General features: G+C 38.3%; 20 protein-coding genes. 9 read left to right on the forward strand and 11 right to left on the reverse strand.

The window, feature by feature from the left end:
- Positions 1-129: 129 nt before the first annotated feature.
- Both O0V13_RS03620 and O0V13_RS03625 read left to right on the forward strand, forming a co-directional pair.
- Positions 130-825: a TetR/AcrR family transcriptional regulator gene (locus tag O0V13_RS03620; protein WP_268033630.1), complete on the forward strand. Its 696-nt coding sequence runs from the start codon at positions 130-132 to the stop codon at positions 823-825.
- A complete protein-coding gene (locus O0V13_RS03625; RefSeq protein ID WP_268033631.1) occupies positions 825-2174 on the forward strand; it encodes an amidohydrolase family protein in 1350 nt (449 codons plus the stop codon). Before O0V13_RS03620 ends, O0V13_RS03625 begins: the two co-directional genes overlap by 1 nt.
- A gap of 100 nt (positions 2175-2274) precedes the next feature.
- On the opposite strand, the gene O0V13_RS03630 is transcribed toward O0V13_RS03625, so the two are convergent.
- Positions 2275-3813: a peptide MFS transporter gene (locus O0V13_RS03630; RefSeq protein WP_268033632.1), complete on the reverse strand. Its 1539-nt coding sequence runs from the start codon at positions 3811-3813 to the stop codon at positions 2275-2277.
- 279 nt (positions 3814-4092) lie between these two features.
- Here O0V13_RS03630 and pckA point away from each other — a divergent pair, with 279 nt between their 5' ends.
- The 3 genes from pckA (at position 4093) to O0V13_RS03645 (ending at position 7039) form a co-directional block, all read left to right on the forward strand.
- Complete coding sequence (gene pckA / locus O0V13_RS03635) at positions 4093-5694, forward strand: phosphoenolpyruvate carboxykinase (ATP) (RefSeq protein ID WP_268033633.1); 1602 nt, start codon at positions 4093-4095, stop codon at positions 5692-5694.
- A gap of 221 nt (positions 5695-5915) precedes the next feature.
- Complete coding sequence (locus O0V13_RS03640) at positions 5916-6353, forward strand: peptidylprolyl isomerase (RefSeq protein WP_073570836.1); 438 nt, start codon at positions 5916-5918, stop codon at positions 6351-6353.
- An 86-nt stretch (positions 6354-6439) separates the two neighbouring features.
- The gene (locus tag O0V13_RS03645) at positions 6440-7039 is read left to right on the forward strand and encodes a hypothetical protein (protein ID WP_268033634.1); all 600 of its coding nucleotides are present in this window, start codon (positions 6440-6442) and stop codon (positions 7037-7039) included.
- A gap of 1 nt (position 7040) precedes the next feature.
- Here the strand turns inward: O0V13_RS03645 and O0V13_RS03650 are convergent, their stop codons facing one another.
- From O0V13_RS03650 to O0V13_RS03670, 5 genes are all read right to left on the reverse strand, one after another.
- Positions 7041-7787, reverse strand: a complete 747-nt coding sequence (locus O0V13_RS03650; protein WP_268033635.1) for a TrmH family RNA methyltransferase — start codon at positions 7785-7787, stop codon at positions 7041-7043.
- Entirely contained in the window at positions 7759-10377 is a 2619-nt protein-coding gene (locus tag O0V13_RS03655) for a DNA gyrase/topoisomerase IV subunit A (RefSeq protein WP_268033636.1), read from the reverse strand. The genes O0V13_RS03650 and O0V13_RS03655 overlap by 29 nt, the downstream gene beginning before the upstream one ends.
- Before the next feature lie 311 nt (positions 10378-10688).
- Positions 10689-11318, reverse strand: coding sequence for a SatD family protein (locus O0V13_RS03660; RefSeq protein WP_268033637.1), 630 nt, complete (start codon positions 11316-11318; stop codon positions 10689-10691).
- A 104-nt stretch (positions 11319-11422) separates the two neighbouring features.
- On the reverse strand, positions 11423-13315 hold the full coding sequence (locus O0V13_RS03665; RefSeq protein WP_268033638.1) for a DNA topoisomerase IV subunit B: 1893 nt from the start codon (positions 13313-13315) through the stop codon (positions 11423-11425).
- A gap of 10 nt (positions 13316-13325) precedes the next feature.
- The gene (locus O0V13_RS03670) at positions 13326-13820 is read right to left on the reverse strand and encodes a DNA topoisomerase IV (protein ID WP_268033639.1); all 495 of its coding nucleotides are present in this window, start codon (positions 13818-13820) and stop codon (positions 13326-13328) included.
- Between the two features lie 236 nt (positions 13821-14056).
- Between O0V13_RS03670 and O0V13_RS03675 the strand changes: the two genes are divergently transcribed.
- Positions 14057-14440 carry a hypothetical protein gene (locus O0V13_RS03675; RefSeq protein ID WP_268033640.1) on the forward strand — a complete coding sequence of 128 codons (384 nt, stop codon included), beginning with the start codon at positions 14057-14059 and terminating at the stop codon, positions 14438-14440.
- On the opposite strand, the gene O0V13_RS03680 is transcribed toward O0V13_RS03675, so the two are convergent.
- Together O0V13_RS03680 and O0V13_RS03685 are read right to left on the reverse strand one after the other, a co-directional pair.
- Positions 14421-15353, reverse strand: coding sequence for an ROK family protein (locus O0V13_RS03680; RefSeq protein WP_268033641.1), 933 nt, complete (start codon positions 15351-15353; stop codon positions 14421-14423). The genes O0V13_RS03675 and O0V13_RS03680 overlap by 20 nt on opposite strands.
- 45 nt (positions 15354-15398) lie before the next feature.
- Positions 15399-15887 (reverse strand): YkgJ family cysteine cluster protein, encoded by a 489-nt coding sequence (locus O0V13_RS03685; protein WP_268033642.1) that lies wholly within the window; start codon positions 15885-15887, stop codon positions 15399-15401.
- Between the two features lie 83 nt (positions 15888-15970).
- On the opposite strand from O0V13_RS03685, the gene O0V13_RS03690 reads away from it, so the two are divergent.
- Positions 15971-16330 (forward strand): arsenate reductase family protein, encoded by a 360-nt coding sequence (locus O0V13_RS03690; protein WP_268033643.1) that lies wholly within the window; start codon positions 15971-15973, stop codon positions 16328-16330.
- Here O0V13_RS03690 and O0V13_RS03695 read toward each other — a convergent pair.
- Positions 16327-17154, reverse strand: coding sequence for a CvfB family protein (locus O0V13_RS03695; protein WP_268033644.1), 828 nt, complete (start codon positions 17152-17154; stop codon positions 16327-16329). The genes O0V13_RS03690 and O0V13_RS03695 overlap by 4 nt on opposite strands.
- Positions 17155-17321: 167 nt before the next feature.
- On the opposite strand from O0V13_RS03695, the gene O0V13_RS03700 reads away from it, so the two are divergent.
- Entirely contained in the window at positions 17322-18212 is an 891-nt protein-coding gene (locus O0V13_RS03700) for a 3-hydroxyacyl-CoA dehydrogenase family protein (RefSeq protein ID WP_268033645.1), read from the forward strand.
- Positions 18213-18217: 5 nt separating this feature from the next.
- A complete protein-coding gene (locus O0V13_RS03705; protein WP_268033646.1) occupies positions 18218-18835 on the forward strand; it encodes a deoxynucleoside kinase in 618 nt (205 codons plus the stop codon).
- A 25-nt stretch (positions 18836-18860) separates the two neighbouring features.
- On the opposite strand, the gene O0V13_RS03710 is transcribed toward O0V13_RS03705, so the two are convergent.
- Positions 18861-19901, reverse strand: coding sequence for a glycoside hydrolase family protein (locus O0V13_RS03710; RefSeq protein ID WP_268033647.1), 1041 nt, complete (start codon positions 19899-19901; stop codon positions 18861-18863).
- A 28-nt stretch (positions 19902-19929) separates the two neighbouring features.
- On the reverse strand, positions 19930-20574 hold the full coding sequence (locus tag O0V13_RS03715; protein WP_268033648.1) for a DUF7255 family protein: 645 nt from the start codon (positions 20572-20574) through the stop codon (positions 19930-19932).
- Position 20575: the final 1 nt, after the last annotated feature.

The following is a 20575-nucleotide window of genomic DNA, read 5'->3' on the forward strand; positions in this document are numbered from 1 at the left end:
AAAAGGCCTCTAAAATAAAATAGAGGCCTTTTTTTATTCCTTTTTCTAAAAAATTGACCCGCGTTTAACTCGTCTTTTTGACCCAAGTTTAATATCTTTACAGAGCTTTTTTAATTTAAAAACTTCAGTATGGCGGGCGAAAAAAACAAAGAGAAACTTATCCTAGATTCAGCAATTTCTCTTTTTACAACCAAAGGATTTCAGGCAACTCGAATGGAGGATGTTGCAAAAAATGCAGGCATCAGTAAAGGTCTTAGCTACTTTTATTATAAGAACAAGGAAGACTTGTTTATGGCTTTGACCAAAAAGGCTTTTGATCAACTGAAAGACGAATTCCGTGAAGTGTATAGAAATCGAGGAAAGTCAGGTTTACAATTAATGAGTGACCTGGTTATCCGTATTTCAGCTTTCGCAAAAACCAATCAGATTCTATATGATTCCATTATTTCCTTTTTGGACTTGATGAAACAATACAATTCAGAGGAGGGGCGTGAAAGCATTGATCCAAAGATTTTAGAAAGTGTCCATTTCCAAAAGTTATTGGAAATCCATCATGAGCCGGCCAAATTGGGAATAGCCATGATTAGCCAAGGGATCAAAGACGGAAGTATTCGTCCAGAACTACAACCAGAGATTACCTTTTTCACCATTTGGAGTATGATGATCGGTTTCGAAAAAATGCGTGGTCCGATCGAGTATGAAGGAAAAGAAATCAAAATCAATCCAGAAAGTTGGGAGCCGGGATTTATCAAATTGATGCAAGAAATGTTGAGAGGTACGATTCAGGCAAGTAAACCAACTACTGTACAGACCAGTCTGTTTTGATGAAAAAGTATTTAATAGCAGGCTTAAGTATTCTCTCCTTCAGCTGTCAAAAGCAGATTGAAACTTATGATTTAAAAATCTCTTCAGTTGGCATTATTGATATTCAGCATAATCAAGTTATCCCTGATCAAACCATCCTGATCAATGATGATCGAATCATCAAAGTCATTGCTACAGATAAAACAGGCTCTTTTGAAGGAAAGCAGGAAATTGATGGAACTGATCTTTTTATCATGCCTGGTCTATGGGATAATCATGTCCATTTTGGAGGTGCAGAATACATTGATGAAAATGAGCAATTACTCCCACTCTATCTCAGTTTAGGCGTCACTTCTGTGAGAGATGCTGCAGGGGATATTAGCTTGGATGTTTTAAAATGGAGAACTGAAATACAATCGGGTCAGAGATTGGGGCCAGAACTCTATACCTCTGGTCCTAAACTGGAAGGAAAGGGATCCATTTGGGCTGGTGATTTGGAAATTGAAACGGAAGAAGAATTAGAATTGGCTCTGGATTCCCTACAGCAGCTTCAAGTAGATTTTATCAAAATCACGGATAATGCACTTCAACCAGATCTCTTTTTAAAAGCTGTCAAGGAATCATCTTCTCGAGGCTGGAGTGTCTCAGCGCATATCCCTGACCAACTGGAGTTATTCGACCTAGCTGATGCCGGACTGACCACCATTGAGCATTTGGGATATATCACCCGTATCAAGGCGGATTCCGAAGCTGAAACCCTTAAAAACCTTGAAAAATTGAGAGATCTAGGAACAGGGATTGTTCCTACTCTTTTGATCAGTGACAATATCGCTTACTGGGAACCAGGGAAATTTGAACAGGATACCATGTTGGATTACCTAGGTCCAAAGCTGAAAGAAAGCTATTCATGGAGAATAGAGAGACTAAAGAATGATAGTCCTGAATCCCGTCAAAATCGGGTTGAAAGTTTTGAAACGACTACAGAAATGCTTCCTCTGATCCAACAATCAGGAATGAAAATCTATGCTGGAACTGATGCCGGATATTTGAATTCTTATGACTACCCAGGATGGGCTATTCATTTGGAATTAGAGAAAATGGTTCAGTATGGATTGACTCCACAACAGGCATTAACAGCTTCTGTGATTAATGGTCCCTCCTATTTCAAATTGGATTCTTATGGATCTGTTTCGGCAGGAAAAATTGCGAACCTTTTAATCCTTAAGGCAAATCCATTGGAAGACATTAAGAATACCAGAGCTATTGAATCTGTTATTTTTAAAGGAGATGTATTTGATCGAAATACTCTAAATCTAATCCAAAAAGAGATCAAAGATTGGGTCGATGAAAAAGAAAAGTCGATTCAATAATTGTAAAAATTGAAATAAAAAAGCCCCCAATAAGTGTCTAACTTTTTGGGGGCACATCAAATTCTATTAGCCGGCTTTTTCAATTAGCCGGCTTTTTCAATTAATGGACATTGCCCATTAGCTTCTTTATAAATGGTGAGGCTAAAAGCACTAAAGCTCCAGCTCCCAAGGCATATTTTGCAATCAATAAGAATCCGTCAGTATAAATTGATAAGGTATCAAAACCTCCGATATTCTTTTCGGTACTTTCAATCGCCAACTGTTTTCCAATAAATCCTACTACTTGGAAAGCGAAAGCAGAAGATAGGAACCAAACCCCCATCATAAAGGCCACAATTCGCTTTGGAGATAGATCTGTAATCTTGGAAAGCCCCACTGGAGACATAAACAACTCCCCAATAGACAGTAAGAAGTACATCAATAACAAATAAGTGAACGGTACCAATCCAGACTCATTTGCAGAGTTTCCACTTATTGCCAATACATAAAAGCTGATACCCGCTATCACTAAACCCAAGCCAAATTTGTAAGGAGTTCTTGGGTTCAGATTCTTTTTAGAAAGGTTAGTCCAAAGCATTGAAATCGGAATTGCCAAAATAATGATCCACATGGAGTTCAGGGAATTCGTCTGGGAAGCAGACATAATACCTTCCAAATCCACATTTCTTGACGCAAACAAAGTAATTACACTTCCTGAAAGCTCATGGAAGCCCCAGAAAATCGTCATAAAGAAGGTGATCAACACAGCTACAAAAAGCTTTTTCCTTTCGTCAGCTGTCGCCTGAAACATGATATATCCCAAATAAGATAAGATACCAACACCAACCAATTTGAATATGACATTCACGATATTTTGATCACCGAAGAAGGTTCCTTCAGCTCCCAAGGCTTTGTAAGAAGAAAGCAAGAAAGCCACAGCAGGCACAGCCAAAACAGAAATAATAGGGATCATATATCTGATCTTAACTCCCAACAGCTTTTCATCTATAGAGCTATTAACAGGAGGCAATCCCCTTTCTCCAAAAACTCCATTTTTGATACCGCTCCAAAAGAAAATCAAACCTGAAAGCATACCGAATCCTGCCAAAGCAAAACCATAATGCCAGCCATAAGTAGCTGCCAACCAGCCACAAAGAAGTGGAGCAATCCATCCGCCAATATTGATCCCCATATAAAAGATGGTAAAGCCTGAATCTTTACGAGAATCTCCATCTGGGTAAAGTGTTCCTACAAAAGTTGAAATATTCGGTTTGAAATAGCCATTACCCACGATGATGAAGGATAGGGCAAGAAAAAAGGCCACATCGTTTTCTATCGCTAAAACAAAATGGCCTATTGACATCAGGATACCACCCAAGAAAATGGAGTTTCTCATTCCCAGAACCTTATCTGAGATCCTACCTCCAATGACTGTAGATGCATAAACTAGGGATCCATAAGATGCATAAACTGCTGCAGTGGCATAATCTCTATCCGCTAATGCTTCGAATATGACATCCACCATATAGAGTGTGAGCAATGCCCGCATTCCATAAAAACTGAATCTCTCCCACAGCTCTGCAAAGAACAAATAAAATAATCCCTTAGGATGTCCAAAAATAGTTGGCTCGTCCTGTACGGGGTTGACTGTATTTTCCAATTAATCTCTGATTTAGGTGTATATAATTTCACAATGATAAAAGAAAATGACAGGTTCTTCAAAAAGCTTTCTTTTAAATGGCTTTTAAAAGCTTCAAAAAACAGGAATATTGAGGGAAAAATATGAGGAAAATCAGCTATTAAAATGGTATCCCAAATAAAAGATGGAATTTTCTTCGTAATCGATTGAAAAGCGAAATTTTAAACATTTTTTGTTTTCTATTGGAACCTTTTACCTAATTTTGGGCAGACAATTTTCAGTTTGTAAACCCAAATATTTATGCAGGATTTAGCTCTGGATATCCAGACCTCTCCTTTGAGTTACCTCGACTTGGAAACAAGTGGAAAAATTCATTTCAACCTTCCTCCGGCAGAGTTGGTTGAGCATGCTTTAGCCAGAAAAGAAGGAAGCCTTACCTCAACAGGAGCCTTGATGGCAGATACAGGTAAGTTTACCGGTAGATCTCCAAAAGACCGCTACATCGTGAAAGATGAAAAAACATCCGATGCAGTTTGGTGGGGAGATATCAACATCCCCTTTGATGGTGAAAAGTTTGATCAGCTTCTAGAAAAAATGAAAGCCTTCTTACAGGATAAAGATCTATTCGTAAGAGATGCTTTTGCTGGAGCAGATCCTGAACACCGACTAAACATTCGAGTGATCAACACCTTGGCTTGGCATAATTTATTTTGCCACAACATGTTCTTAAGACCTGAACAAGAAGAGTTAAGTCAATTTATTCAGGACTTTACCATCATTTGCGCTCCCGATTTCAAAGCGGACCCAGTGACTGATGGTACCAAAAACTCGAATTTCGCAATTCTGAATCTTTCCAAAAGAATGATCCTGATTGGCGGAACTGGCTATGCAGGTGAAATGAAAAAGGGTATTTTTTCAGTCTTGAACTTTATCCTGCCTCATGAGAAAAATGTTCTATCCATGCATTGCTCTGCCAATGTGGGAAAAGACGACGATACAGCGATTTTCTTCGGTCTTTCCGGAACTGGAAAAACAACCCTTTCTGCAGATCCTAATAGAAATTTGATTGGTGATGATGAACATGGATGGACTGAAACCGGTGTGTTCAACTTTGAAGGAGGATGCTATGCGAAAGTCATTGATTTGACCCGTGAAAAAGAACCAGAGATTTGGGATGCGATCCGATTTGGATCTGTGGTAGAAAATACGTGCTTTAAGCCTGGAACTAGAGAAGTGGATTATGAGAATGGATCAGTTACTGAAAACACCAGAACTGCCTACCCTATCCATTATATTCCAAATGCTCAGTTGCCATCAATGGCAGGAATTCCAAAAAACATTTTCTTCCTCACCGCTGATGCTTTTGGAGTTATTCCGCCTATTTCAAAATTAAATAAGAGTCAGGCCATGTATCATTTCATTTCAGGTTACACTGCTAAAGTTGCAGGAACTGAAATGGGTATCACTGAACCCAAATTGACCTTTTCCGCTTGTTTTGGAGCCGCTTTTCTACCACTTCACCCAACTGAGTATGCTACTCTTTTTGGTGAAAAAATGGAGAAGTATGATACCAATGTATGGCTGATCAATACCGGCTGGACTGGTGGTCCATATGGGATTGGTTCCAGAATGAAACTTGCCTATACCAGAGCTATGATTACGGCAGCATTGGAAGGAAAATTAGATGAGGTAGAGCTCAAGACTCATCAAATATTTGGAGTTCAGGTTCCACAGACCTGTCCGTCTGTTCCAGCTGAAGTACTTAATCCTCGTAGCACTTGGTCTGACCCCTCAGCATATGATAAACAGGCTCATGAATTGGCGCTTGCTTTTGTGAAAAACTTCAAACAATTTGAATCTTATGCATCTGAAGAAATATTGAAAGGGGCACCAAATCCCTAAAAAATACTAACCCAAAATTAACCTAGGCCTACTTTTTTTGAAGTAGGCTTTTTTAATAAAAATCATAAGACCCTTATTTCTAGTCCATAAGCACAAATTACTGGTTCCGGGAGAAAAAATATATCCAATAATATCATCAGAAAGAAATAGTTACAGGACAAAAAATTCCTAGAAAAGTATAATTTTGCCATCCTTATAAATATAGATTAAGTGCATAGCCTATGAAAACTGCAGAAATTATTACCGAAAAGGGAACCATGAAAGTGGAGTTTTATGAAAATGATGCTCCGAATACCGTCAAAAACTTTGTAGATCTTTCCAAAAAAGGATTTTATGATGGACTTACTTTCCACAGAGTGATTCCAAACTTTGTGATTCAAGGCGGTTGCCCAATCGGAAATGGCGCAGGTGGACCTGGATATAAAATTGATTGTGAGTTGACTGGTGGAAACCAATATCACGATCGTGGAGTACTTTCAATGGCTCATGCAGGTAGAAATACCGGAGGTTCTCAATTTTTCATCTGTCATAGCAGAGACAATACTGCACACTTGGATAGAAATCATACTTGCTTTGGAAAAGTCGTAGAAGGACTAGAAGTCATTGACGCAATAAGAGCAGGTGATGTAATCGAAAAGATTGTAATTAGCGAAGACTAAAATTAGGCCCCTCTCGAAGGGGCTTTTTTTTTAACAATTCTTGGAATAGTTATTGCGTTTTGGGCTTTCCCACTAAGTATGTAGCTATGAAAAGAATTTATTTATTGTTTATACTTTTCCCACTTTTACCCATTCTGGGGAATGCTCAGCATTACGGCAACTCACTAGGAATCCGTCTTGGAAATAATGATTTAGGCAGAACAGTTGGACTAACATTCCAACAGAGAATTTCTAAAAGAGGGACTTTAGAAGGGATTCTTCAGTCAGATTTTTCAACAAATACTACGGCTCACTTACTTTACGAATTCCATCGTCCTCTCCTTTCAAAAAGGCTAAATTACTACTACGGTGCAGGAATTTCCTTTGGAAGCGAAGAAAGCTTTATAAAGGACGAAACCCGAAAGGAAATCATCCAAACCTATGGAAATAGAACCATGGGAACTGATTTCATACTTGGATTGGAATTGACACTACTCAAAACTGTGATTGCATTTGATTACAAGCCCAATATCAACATTGTTGGAAGAGAAGAGTTTTTCCGTGGTCAAGCAGGCGTTTCAGTACGAATGGTCTTATTGGATAGAAAAACACAAAAGAAGCGTCAAAGACAGCGTAGAAGAGCTAATAATCAAAAGGACCAAGTGCCTTTCGATCAAAAACTTAAATCAATTTTTGAAAAGAAATAGCTTATTTGTTCTTTGAATCCCAATACATCTTTTCATGAAGCTTAGAACGCTTCACAATTTGTCTGTACCACTTTAGTCTCAATTGCTGCTTTTCTTCATCAGTAAGGTAAAAACCTTTAGGAAGGCTTTCTTTAGCTTTTCTCACCAGATCATAAAGAAAAATGGAAGCAGATACAGATATATTAAAGCTTTCTGTAAAACCCAACATTGGAATATGTACTAATCCATCTGCTTGATCTCTCACATCCTCGCTTACACCTTCATGTTCATTCCCAAAGACCAAAGCGGTTTTCTGATTAGGATCTAAATCATAAATTGAAACTGAATCTGCATTTGGACTGGTAGCCAGAATTTTATACCCTTTAGATTTAAGAGAATTGAAACAATCTTTCACTGCATTACCAGCAGGAGAAAAATACTTATGGATATCAACCCACTCGGAAGCTCCACGGGTTACATAAGGATTTATTTTGTATTGATTGGTCTTTTCAACCACATGAATATCCTGAAGCCCAAAGCAATCACAGGTTCTCAATACCGCACTGGCATTGTGTGGTTTGTAGATATCTTCTAAAACCACAGTAAAATGGCGGGTTCTATCTTCCAGAACCCGTTCCATCACTGATTTTTTGTGATCCGTTATGTACTGGCCTAAATAATCCAGTAATCCCTGATCTATTGGGCCATTTTCATAATTCATAATCAATGGTCTTGGGCTTTCAAAAGAGTCCCAACTGTTCTTCATCATCGTTCTTCGGCGAAAGGTCGATGGTGCTACCTACTTCCAGATCTTCATCATCGGAAGCCTCACTCCCGTCTCCCTCTCCTTTTTCTTCGGTGGGTGCTTTCTCCGGAACAATCAGACTAACCTCTTTGACATCATAGGTACTCAATTTATTTCCCATGGCCTTCCAGCCTTTGACATCAATAATCATGTCCAGATCGTATTCCAAAGTTTCTTCCTCCTTTCCTTTCAAAACGCGGGCCATTACCTGTGGCTGTTTTTCAGAAGAAATCAATTTCAAATAAGAAGAGCGGTGGTCTGTTATAAAGTTAAATTTCTTGTTGAGTGAAGTCGTTTCAATCATAAACCGCTTCACGTAATATGTTTTACTTCCTCCATCATAGTAGACGGCCGAAAGTACATTCTCAGGCTCAAATTTCTCAATCAAAAGGACATCTTTAGGCTCATAGCGATTGGTCAATTCAAAATTGGTCAACTCGTAATCGCCGGATTTATAGCAAACCAAAATCTTATCTTCACCTAGGAAATTTCCAATCAGATTTCCTCTTTGATCAGTATTCAATCTACCTACTACAGGGTCATAATAAATATCTAATCCACCCAAGGTAGAAACACCTTCCATTTTCAACTGGATTTTCCTTACTGGGTATCTGGTTAAGATATTACCCCCTGCTCCTCTTCCTTTGATCTCAATACTAGCAAACTCGAAATCAAAAACCTTAACTCTGGCCTTAGCTCCCTGAGTTAGGTAAACAGTAATGATCTCTGCCTCTCCATTTGGATTGGCAGTCAGATAAAGCGTCTTAGAGCCTTTAGTTCCCTTAGTCAGATCATATTCTTTATCTCGAGTAACACCTCCCGGCTGGAATCTTTTCACCATGGCTCTACCGGAAGTTCCATCCAGATAAATCATATTGAAAGTCAGTCTTTCATCTGTCTTTCTATAGATCCCTACATGAAGGATGTCTTTCCCCATGAAGTTTTTGTCCTGTATTTTGGAAACCATCATTTTACCATCCTTCCGAATCACGATGATATCATCCAAGTCCGAACAATCACAAACAAATTCTTCTTTCTTTAGACCAAAACCGACAAAACCGTCTTTTCTGTTGACATAAAGCTTGGCATTGTTTGCGGCTACTACAGAAGCTTGGATTGTATCGAAAGCCCTAATTTCAGTCTTTCTTTCTCTTCCTTTGCCATATTTAGCTAGCAAATTCTGATAGTACTTGATCGCGTATTCAGTCAAATGCTTCAGGTTGTAATTCACTTCCTTTAACTCCTCCTGAAGCTTTCTCATCAATTCATCAGCTTTGAAAGCATCGAATTTGGAAATCCTTTTGATTCGGATCTCTGTCAATCGAATCAAATCATCCTGAACAATCTCACGATAAAAATCTGGCTTATAGGGCTCCAGTCCTTGATCAATCGCCTCTAAAACAGCATCCCAGGTGGTACATTCTTCAATATCTCGGTAGATCCTGTTTTCGATAAAGATTTTCTCCAAAGAAGAGAATAGCAACTTCTCCATCAACTCCGCTTTACGGATTTCAAGCTCTCTTTTCAGAAGAGCTTTTGTCTGCTTGGTATTGTATTCCAAAATCCTATTGACCGAAAGGAAAACAGGCTTGTCTTCAATAATTACACAAGCATTCGGGGAAATAGAAACTTCGCAATCCGTAAATGCATAGAGCGCATCAATCGTCACATCAGGGGAAGTTCCAGGAGCCAAATGAACCTGGATCTCTACGTCCTTCGCAGTATTGTCTACTACTTTTTTGATTTTAATCTTTCCTTTATCATTTGCTTTCAGGATAGAATCAATTAAAGAATCGGTAGTCGTACCATAAGGTATCTCTTTAATTAAAAGCGTTTTAGAGTCTTCTTCTTCAATTCTTGCTCGAACCTTTACCTTTCCACCTCTTACTCCTTCATTGTATTCGCTGAAATCAGCCAAACCGCCAGTCAAGAAGTCTGGAAGAACATTGGTTTTATTTCCTTTTAGGATCTCGATAGACCCTTCGATAAGTTCGATGAAATTGTGAGGGAGAATTTTAGTGGAAAGACCTACAGCGATTCCTTCAACACCTTGAGCAAGCAATAGTGGAAACTTAACAGGAAGTGTAACAGGCTCTCTTTTTCTACCATCATAGGAAAGTTGCCACTCTGTAGTCTGTGGATTAAAAACTACTTCTAGTGCAAACTTGGAAAGTCTGGCTTCAATGTATCGAGCTGCTGCCGCACTATCCCCTGTTCTGATATCACCCCAGTTACCTTGAGTTTCGATCAGAAGGTCCTTTTGTCCCAAATTGACAATGGCATCACCAATAGATGCGTCACCATGAGGGTGATACTGCATAGACTGACCGATGATGTTGGCTACTTTGTTGAATCTGCCATCATCCATCTCCTTCATCGCATGAAGGATACGGCGCTGAACCGGCTTCAATCCATCCTCAATTGCAGGAACTGCACGCTCTAAAATTACATAAGAAGCATAATCCAAAAACCAATCTTTGTACATCCCGGTTACTGGAACCGAAGTGTGTAAACTGTCGTCAGATTCTTCAGGTTTGTTAGTTTCTTCGCTCATTTAATTCATCCAAATTTTATAGAGGTGAACTGTCAAAATAACCACCCCCTACTGAAACCATATTTCCAATGAGAAAATAATCGTTTTATATTTTGTTTTCATCAGTTTTTATCCGAGTTCCTATTTTTAGTGCTCCGAATAAAACCAATCCATGGTACACCCCACTTAGCAAACATATATAGAGAAATATCCGCTCTATTACCCCATTCCACATAGGTCTTTTAGTACCGGAATTTCCCAAATAATAGTTTCTGATTTTCCGAAAAAGAAAGTAGGTTATCAGTTCTGAAATGACATAAAACAGAATAAAATCAACTCTCATTCTTTACAATTATTTCCAAAAGTCTTTTTCTCTTTTCGTATGATACAAATCCCAAAGATTTAAATCTCCTCCAAATCAAAGATTTATCCTTATCCAATTCTTCCGCCACTCTTTTGTAATCTTTACCCTGAAAATACCCGGAAATCACTTCATGATCCTTCCATTTCCAATCCTCCTGTTTCTCCAGAAGCAATCCCAAAGACAAACTTACTTTTTCTTTGTCATGAATGTCTCCAGTCAAAACTATTCTCTCCTCCTTTACTTTCAGTTCAGTCAATGAATTTCTGACTTCTGAAAGTCCCTGCCCTAACATTCCAAAAGCAATCTCAGAATTAATAGGAGTAGATATTTCTCCAAATCCCAAACTATACCGAATCAAAATTGGGTATTCCAATTTCCATTTTTCTTCTTCAATCCGGACGATTATCTGAATGGATTTTTTCAAATCTTCCACTATCCCTTGGAATTCATCCCCCAAGGTGATTGTAAGTGGAGATTTTAATTGGTCTTTGTATTCCAGATTGATTTTCCCAATTAGTTTTGAGAATTCCTTTTGCAGGGAGATTGAGTCTGATTCGCTACTTCCGACAATATCCCCCATTAAAATCCAGTAATCCATTTTCTTTTCACCTTGCTGAAGCAGTAATTTATTGTATTAATTATGCAATTCCAATATTTTTGCATTTTTTATGCAATAATTTATTTATTGCAAATTTTACACAATTAAGCAGCCTCTTCTTCAGGTTCTTCAGATTTTGGGTCTTCCAAAGCCAAATCCTTCTCAACTTTCAAATTGTCGATTATGAAGTTTTGGCGATTAGGAGTATTTTTCCCCATGTAGAAAGTCAAAAGCTCTGAAATTTTTGTTTCCTTATTCAAAATGATTGGCTCCAAACGAATATCATCCCCGATAAACCCACCAAATTCTTCAGGCGAAATCTCTCCTAATCCTTTGAAACGCGTGATTTCAGGCTTATTCCCCAATTTATGAATTGCTCTTTGTCTCTCTTCGTCGGAATAGCAATAAATGGTTTCTTTCTTATTCCTTACTCGGAAAAGCGGTGTTTCCAAAATGAATAAGTGACCATTTTTCACCAAATCAGGAAAGAATTGAAGGAAATAAGTCATGATCAACAATCGGATGTGCATGCCATCCACATCAGCATCCGTTGCAATTACGATTTTTCTATACCTCAAACCTTCTATTCCGTCTTCAATATTCAAGGCATGTTGTAGGAGATTGAATTCTTCATTTTCATAAACCACCTTTTTGGTCATCCCGAAGCAGTTCAAAGGCTTGCCTCTTAACGAGAAAACTGCCTGAGTCTGAACATCCCTGGATTTGGTGATAGATCCTGAAGCGGAGTCCCCTTCAGTGATAAACAACATGGTGTTGTTTTTAACTTCCTCATTTGCCTTGTTATCATCGTAATGAACTCGACAATCACGCAACTTCTTATTATGCAAGTTGGCCTTTTTGGCTCTTTCATTAGCCAATTTTTTGATGCCAGAGATTTCTTTTCTCTCTCTTTCAGATTGAAGGATTCTCTTTAATAATGCATCAGCAACTGCAGGATTTTTATGTAGATAATTATCAAGCTCTGTCTTGACGAAATCGTTCACAAAAGTCCTTAAGGTAGGACCATCTGGTCCAACAGAATGCGAACCCAGTTTGGTTTTGGTTTGAGATTCAAAAACCGGCTCCTGAACTCTAACTGCAATAGAGGCTACGATACTCTGACGAATATCAGAAGCATCATAATCCTTTTTGAAAAACTCACGGATAGTCTTTACGATAGCCTCCCTGAAAGCAGCCAAGTGAGTACCACCTTGTGTCGTGTATTGACCGTTTACAAAGGAATAATATTCTTCACCATATTGATTGGAGTGAGTGATCGCCAATTCGATATCGTTTCCTTTCAAATGGATTATAGGGTATCGGATACTTTCTTCTTCCACTTTGTTGGAAAGAAGGTCATATAATCCTTTATCTGAGAAATACTTTTTCCCATTGTAATTGATTGTCAATCCAGCATTCAGATAGGCATAGTTCCATATCTGGTTTTCAAGATATTCAGGAATAAAGTGATAATTCTTAAAAATGCTAGCATCAGGAGTAAAGATAACCTTAGTCCCGTTTCGATCAGAACTTTTATCAATAGGTCTATCTTCCTTCAGAACACCTTTTTCAAACTCAGCAATTTTGGTTTCACCATCACGGAACGCCTGAACTTTAAAGTAATCTGAAAGCGCATTGACTGCTTTGGTACCGACACCGTTCAAACCAACCGATTTTTGGAAAGCACCTGAGTCGTATTTACCACCGGTATTGATTTTGGAGACGCAATCGATGACTTTTCCTAAAGGAATACCACGACCATAATCACGTACTTCAACTTTATGCTCAGAAATCTTGACATCGATCGTTCGTCCATACCCCATCATGTGTTCATCGATGGAGTTATCCAAAACTTCCTTTACTAAAACATAAATCCCATCATCCTGGGCACTACCGTCGCCCAATTTACCGATATACATACCCGGTCTCAACCGAATGTGTTCTCGCCAATCAAGGGACTTGATACTATCCTCTGTATATTTTACGTTTTCTGCCATAATTCAATACTTAAGAGCCTTTCTGCAGTTGTTTGGCTTTGCCTGCAAAAAGCAAAAAGAGTGCGATAATCCAGATAACCAATAAAACTGGAATCAGATAAAAGAAGAAACTAAAATTATCTGGAGTAATTTCTTGCTGATTATTAATCGAATGGATGTATAAAACAACCACTGCCAAACTGAAATTGATCACCCCTCCAAAGGAATAAAACCAAGCCAATAGATAATCTCTGTAGTTGTCCCCTACCGGGAAAACTCGATGTAACCTTTTGCTAGTCTTAGTCTCTAACAATTTTGGAGGAAGAATTGTAAATGCATTTAATAGAACAAATGCCGCGATCATGGCATAGAAGAAAAAATTCTTCTCAATGGTTGATACGGTTTCTCCGCTTTCTCCCAATCTATAAGTGAGCTGATCGGTCATAGCTGCATAGAAATACAGTAGGAAAAAGAGGAATATGAGGATACTTACGAAGTAGAAGAACTTCCCGAATCTGTAATACATATGAAATGGGTAATTGAATGTGCTAATATACAGGATTTGATCAAACAGATGGGCAGCAATTCAAGCTGGTACTCCGACAATATTTGTCTCAAATTTGAAAATCCGTGAACCTAAGCCAATTAGCCTTTCCTGCAAATTAGCACTGATTTTTCTCCCAAAGAGATAAAATTAGGTTTTTCATACTTAGAAAAAGAAAGCTCAGTACATTTGCAGCCGAATAAAGAATCCATTTCTCCATGAAGTATTTAAGCATTGCCACCTTTTTATTGATTATGATCGGAACTTCCTGTTCTTCCAAATTAGATACAGGAGCAATCAATATTGAAAATTGGAAAGGTGATCGATACGGATGCAAAGGACTTCGTCTTCAGGATTTAGAGGAATTTGAAAAAATCAAAAACACCTTCCTAGGTGCAGACAACCAAGCTTTAATCAAGACTTTTGGAAGACCAGATCGCGTTGAATTGGTAGATAAAAGCCAAAGTTTCTTTTTCTACTATTTCGAGCCGAGTGATAATTGTGATGGTGTAAAACCAGAAAAAGAACCCCTTAAGGTTCTTTTTCGAATGAATGCTATTTCTAAAGTATCTGAGGTAACTGTTACAACCCTGAACCCATAAAACAAAGAGCAGCCGCTCCAAGGGTTCCTGCATTGTTTTCCAAAGTCGCCTTTTTCAATACTAAGTCTTTATTGTAATAGATAGTCAAATACTGTCTGATTGTACGCTCGATCTCAGGAAGCATAAATTCCAAACCTGCTGAAATACCCCCACCGAAATAGACTTCAGTTACATCCAGAATTCGGATGGTAGAAACGATAGCCTCTCCCAACATCAATCCAACCTCCTTGAAAACCATCAAGGAAACTTCATTTCCTTCTTTTGCAGTGTCGACCAAGAGATGTGTTCCTAGTTCAGCACCGGCAAGTCTACCAGCTTTATCAGGATATGCGGCGATCATTCGCTCAAGGATATCCAAAATTCCTTTACGTCCGATCAAAGTCTCCAATCTTGCACTTCCTTTGGAAAGCATATGTCCCATTTCCATTGCATTTCCTCGTGAGCCTTTGAAAACTTCTCCATCAAGGACCAAGGCACTTCCGATTCCGGTACCCATGGTGATGAAAAGGAAATTGTCGGAAGGATCATCTTTACCAAAATAGAATTCTCCAATGGCAGCAGCAGCAGCGTCATTTTCCAAAAAGAATTCTTTATCTGGATAGGCATTTTTTAAGCCTTCCTTCAAATTGAAATTATTTAATCCTGGAATTGCGGGAATTTCCAATGGAGTAGTACGATCCTTACTGATTAAGCCCGGTAAACCGATGCCTACTTTCTCTACTTCTGGGTATTTTTCGAAATATTTAGCTAATCCAGCGATAAAAGCAGGCCCAAATCCATCCTGATGATCTCTAAATGGCGTTGTATCTTCTTTCTGAAAATCAACAATTTGTCCGTCTTTATCAACTAGACCAATCTTCAGATGGGTTCCTCCTACATCCACTCCTAAAAAGTGCGTCACTGCTTTATCCATTTTGTTATTTATAGGTTTGAGTTCCAAAAAAGCCAAAAAATTGCTTTACTTCCTATAATCTTTAGCAATCTGCTGGAAAATTTTGAAAACTGCGGGACAAACCAACGTATTTTTAAGTGTTAGGCCCAAAATCCCATGCATATTTTTTCTGTTGGTATGAGGGTATTCACGACAAGCTTTAGGTCGGTCCTCATAAACCAAACATTTATTGTCAGTTCCTAAAAAAGGACAAGGCGAAGAATTCAAAACATAATCCCCGTCATCGTCCCTGTAGAGATATTCATCGATAAATGCACTGCTTTTCTGTCTAAAAACCTTAGCAAGCCGATCAATATCTACTTGCAAAAAAATGGGACTTGTTGTTTTACAACAGTTGGCGCACTCCAAACAATCTATTTCCTCAAAGGCCTCCTCATGAAGGTTTTCAAAATCTTCATCGAGCTTTTTAGGCTTTACTTTTCGAAGCCTATCCTTCAATTTCTTGTTAGCGGGAAAATCAGATTTACTTTCCCTTTGGAATAATTCTAAATCCAAAATGCGTTAATAAATTTTATAACAAACTGTATTTCAAATGTTTGACAAATTAGGTATATTAAGTAAGCTAAACCCAATAACCTATGAAAACTCATCATTCAGAGCTCTATTTCTATCATAATTCGGCTCAACCGATCAACAAACAAACAAGAGCTTATGCTCACTCTGTTGCAAAATTCATTCATGAAATCGATCTCGTATCCCAAAAAATGACTGCTACTCAATGGAATCAGATTTTGCTACTTCTTGATCTCCGTCCAAAAGATTTACTAAATCGTGCCCATCCCGATTACCAGCGTTTGATTGCCGGTAAAAACTGGGATCATGAAAGCTGGCTGAATATTTTGGTGAAATATCCTTACTTAATAAAAGCACCTATAGCTCTTTATAGAAGAAAGGCAATACTTTGTCGTACTCCCAGTGATATTCTGAAACTCAATTAAGGTAAGGCAATTCCGTCTTCTAAAATCTGGATTTCTCGGGCTTTGTATAACTGACCTATACATTGTTTAAAGTGCTTTTTACTCATAGAAAGCACTTTTTTGATTTCTTCAGGGTCAGATTTATCGTGAAGGGGCAAAAACTTTTTTTCCTTCAAAATCGCCAAGATTTTCTCTGCTCCTTCTTCGTATTTTACTCTTCCTGTTGGTAAAAGCTGCAGATCCAACTTCCCATCATCTCTCTTCTTTTTTACGAACAAATTCCTTCTCTCTCCTATTTCAATGGGCTGAAATACCTCATTAGAATAGATCAATCCTTCAAATTCATCTTCCACTAAAACCTTGAAGCCTAAATCAGTTTTTTCATATATCAAACCATCCACTTCGTCTCCAGGTTTGAAATCATCCGTTGCCGGAATGATGAAATCTCTATGCTTGCTACTACCAATCAAACGATTGGAGCGGTAATCAACACAGACACGAACTAGGTATTTTCTTCCGACTTCCATGTCTTTTCCCATTTCTGAGTTAGGTACCAAAAGATCCTTTGGTAAACCCCAATCCATAAATGCTCCAAATGAAGTTACTTCTTTGGCTTCCATGACAGCCCATTCGTCCACGATAGCTTTGGGGGTATCGGTCACTGCAACAGGTCTATCTTCACTATCTGTGTAGACAAATACTTGCACATAATCATCCTCTCGCTCGTCACCACTTAAGTATCCTTTGGGAAGCAAAACTTCCTCTCCTGATTCCAATTCAAGGTAAGCACCAAAATCTGTAAAGCGATTGATGGGAAGGCGACTGATTTGTCCGAGTTCTTTCATGGCTCAAAGGTAGGGATTAATCCAAAAAAGGACCTGAAAAAAATCTGACAATGCTAGTCAGGAAAGATCTGATAAAATTGGAATTCTTTAGTGCCAAAGCTAGTTTTGAAATGGTGGCTATAAAACTGTCACGAAGGATAAACCCAAATACAAATAAAAATTAAATTATGAAGAATATTGCAGTCATCGGATCTGGAACCATGGGAAATGGAATTGCTCACGTTTTTGCCCAAAATGGATACCAGGTTTCCTTAATAGATCTTAAGCAGGAATACTTGGATAAAGCCATCGATAAGATAGCCAAGAATATGGATCGCCAAATCAGCAAAGGAATTTTGACTGAGGATGAAAAAGGAGCTGCATTGGACAGAATTTTCACATTTACAGATTTAGAAAAAGGATTAACCTCAGTTGATCTAGCTGTGGAAGCTGCCACCGAGAATTTGGAGATTAAATTGGATCTATTTCGAAAAATGGACCAATTAGCACCAAAAGAAGCGATTTTAGCTACCAACACTTCTTCCATATCCATCACCAAAATTGGAGCTGTTACTCAAAGACCTGCCCAAGTGATAGGAATGCACTTTATGAACCCTGTACCAGTCATGAAACTCGTTGAAGTGATCCGTGGATATGCTACTTCTGATGAGGTAACCGAAAGTGTGATGAACCTTTCCAGAGATTTGGATAAATCTCCTGTTGAGGTAAATGATTATCCAGGGTTTGTTGCAAACAGAATTTTGATGCCTATGATCAATGAGGCAATTTATTCTCTATTCGAGGGTGTAGCAGGGGTAGAAGAAATCGATACAGTAATGAAATTGGGAATGGCTCACCCGATGGGCCCTTTGCAATTGGCTGATTTTATCGGATTGGATGTTTGCCTTTCAATATTGAAAGTACTTCATGATGGCTTTGGAAACCCTAAATATGCGCCTTGCCCACTTTTGGTAAACATGGTGGAAGCAGGATACAAAGGCGCCAAAACCGGTGAGGGTTTTTACAAATACACTCCAGGAAACAAGGATTTGGTAATAGCTTCAAGATTTAAGAAATAAGAAAAATGCACATAGCTGTTGCAGGCAACATTGGTAGTGGAAAAACCACTTTGACCGAGAAACTGGCCAAACATTTTGGCTGGCAAGCGGAATTTGAATCTGCGGATGACAACCCATATCTTCCTGATTTCTATGAGGATATGAAAAGGTGGGCTTTTCATCTTCAGGTTTATTTTCTCAATTCAAGATTCAATCAAGTCAAGAGGATTCAAGAAAGTCAAATAGATACAGTTCAAGATCGAACCATCTATGAAGACGCCTATATTTTCGCTGCCAATCTTTATAAAAGTCACCTTTTGAGTGAACGGGATTATTATAATTACAAGAGTTTGTTTGACAGTATGACTCCTCATATCAATCCGCCTGATTTATTGATTTATCTGAAGGCAGATATTCCGAAACTGGTAGGACAAATTGAAAAAAGAGGAAGAACTTACGAGACCACCATGAGAATTGATTATTTGAAAAATCTCAATTCCCATTATGAAGAATGGATAGCCAATTATAAAGAAGGAAAGCTTCTGATTGTCGATGTAAACAATTTGGATTTCGTTGAAAATCCTGAGGACTTTTCACTAATCCTTGAAAAAGTTCATCGAGAAATATTTGGATTATTTTCTTAATCAAGCAGCTCAAAGCTGCTTTTTTTTATTTGAGTGGAATGGTAATCACTACAGACTCATCCTCTATTTTACCAGCCAATCCCAGAACAGTTACTTTTCCATTTTCATGAAACACAAAAGGTCTTTCTAAACGATCTGGCTTCAAAATACTACCATTTTTCATTTTAAGTTCTTTGGGAGTGAGTACGTAATCTGAGGCTTTTCCCCAATTTATTCCATCAGGTGAACTCATCATTCCTATAAAACCATGGGCATGAAAGACAGCATAGTAATAATCCAAATCTTCATCATACCATAATGACATATCTTCGGTATCCAGATCATCTATCACCGCTTTGGGAAGAATTTCAAAAGGACCATCTGGTTGATCTCCAATCGCCATAGCCTGATTTCTGATAAATCTGGTTTCATTGGGCTTATCACCTTTGATAATCAAGTAATATTTCCCATCTCTTCCTTTTGTAATAGCAGGATTGACAGTCAAAGTGGTGATTGGGCCTGATGGTTCGATCAGTGGATTATCTTTTCTTTCCCAAGGACCATTTATACTTTCCGAAACAGCAATTCCCGTTCTTTGATTGGGTCTTAAAATTTTCCAATTATCATGAGAATAGCCTGTTTGCGCAATTTCCATCAATTCATCAGTTGTATAACCCTGATTGTCTCCCAAATTGGTAGAAATGTAATAGAGGTAATATTTGTCTTCGAATTTCTTGATTTTGGGATTGTGTGCAGTAATTGCATCCCAATGACCTTTTCCTCTCCCCTCAAGCACAGTTTCTAAATATTCCCATGGACCTGATGGAGAATCCGAAGTAGCATGAGCAATCTCTGAAAACAATAACCAACCAGTAAACTTGCTTTCCTTAGGCCAGCGACTATAAAAAAGGTGATATTTCCCGTCCTCACCTTGGATGATTGATCCTCCCCAATTATAAAATCCTTCAGTTTTAAAAATATTGGTTTCGTCTATTTCAGAAATCCTGTCCGAAATCGTCAATTTATCTTGAGCGACCAATTGGGTGAAAAAAGCTAAAAATAGGATTGTTAGAATGGATTGTTTCATCAAATAAATCTTAAATAAGGAGGAAATATTAAGCTAATTTCCTCATAAACCAATTCAACAACATTTGCTGCTGTTCTTCATTTGGATTGACCAGAAGCTGATCTAATCGCTTCAGGCTTCCTCCAGTCATGATGGTTTCATAGGGAGACAATCGAACTAATTTATATCCATGTATTCTGGTTTGCAGATCAATTTGAACATCATTATAAGCCTGCAGTTTCCATCCAGGAGCTCCATTTCCTGAGAAATCGCCAGGCTCCGAAGCAGCTCCAAACCAAGTCTGTGCAATTGGTGGACCATTCCAAATTCTACTTTGCATTCCAGCTTTCAAACATTCCTTTTCGTAGGTCCGACAAAGTCTTCTTTGAGCATCAACAAATGGAAAATTCATTTCACGATAAAGATCTGATCTAAAAGACGTTAACCTGTACCTATTAAAATGAAGATGGAAGTCAAAAAGAAACAAAAATCGATTGATTTTCCAGTCAAATTTCAGCTTTTCCAAAAGCGGATTTTTACCTTCTCCTCCTAAATCTTCGAAAACTTCTTGAAGCCAATTTTTCCCTTTTTGATCCAGAAATTTTGGGTTTACTTCCAACTCAAAGTTTTCCTTTAAATCCACATCGCTGTTTCGGAGGATCTCCAGAAAATTCTCTACAAAAATATGTTGCATT

The sequence above is a fragment of the Algoriphagus sp. PAP.12 genome, assembly GCF_026652115.1.
In the GTDB taxonomy this organism is placed as follows: Bacteria; Bacteroidota; Bacteroidia; order Cytophagales; family Cyclobacteriaceae; genus Algoriphagus.